The 269-nt window shown below is 63.6% G+C and carries 1 pseudogene; it reads left to right on the plus strand.

The annotated features are described in order from the left end of the window. Positions 1-221: pseudogene (locus SB751_RS30920) on the plus strand (3-oxoacyl-ACP reductase); the annotation flags it as partial. Positions 222-269: the final 48 nt, after the last annotated feature.

Raw genomic sequence — 269 nt, forward strand, 5'->3', positions numbered from 1 at the left:
TCGCATGCGGGCAGATCGATATCGGCAACGCGGCGACGCCGCTCACGGAGCGCATGAATCAGGGCGTCATGCAGGCCGACGGACGCATGGCGCCGGAAGCGCGCATGGATGTCGCGCATGTGGCGAACGCGGTCGTGCATATGGCGATGCTGCCGCCCGAGGCCAACATTCTCGACATGACGATCATGGCCACCACGATGCCTTTCGTCGGCCGCGGCTAGCCGCAATCGCTGCAGGCCGGTCCATTCACATGGACCTCATAACAAAAG

It is taken from the genome of Cupriavidus sp. SIMBA_020 (genome assembly GCF_046535395.1).
Classification (GTDB): Bacteria; Pseudomonadota; Gammaproteobacteria; order Burkholderiales; family Burkholderiaceae; genus Cupriavidus; species Cupriavidus campinensis.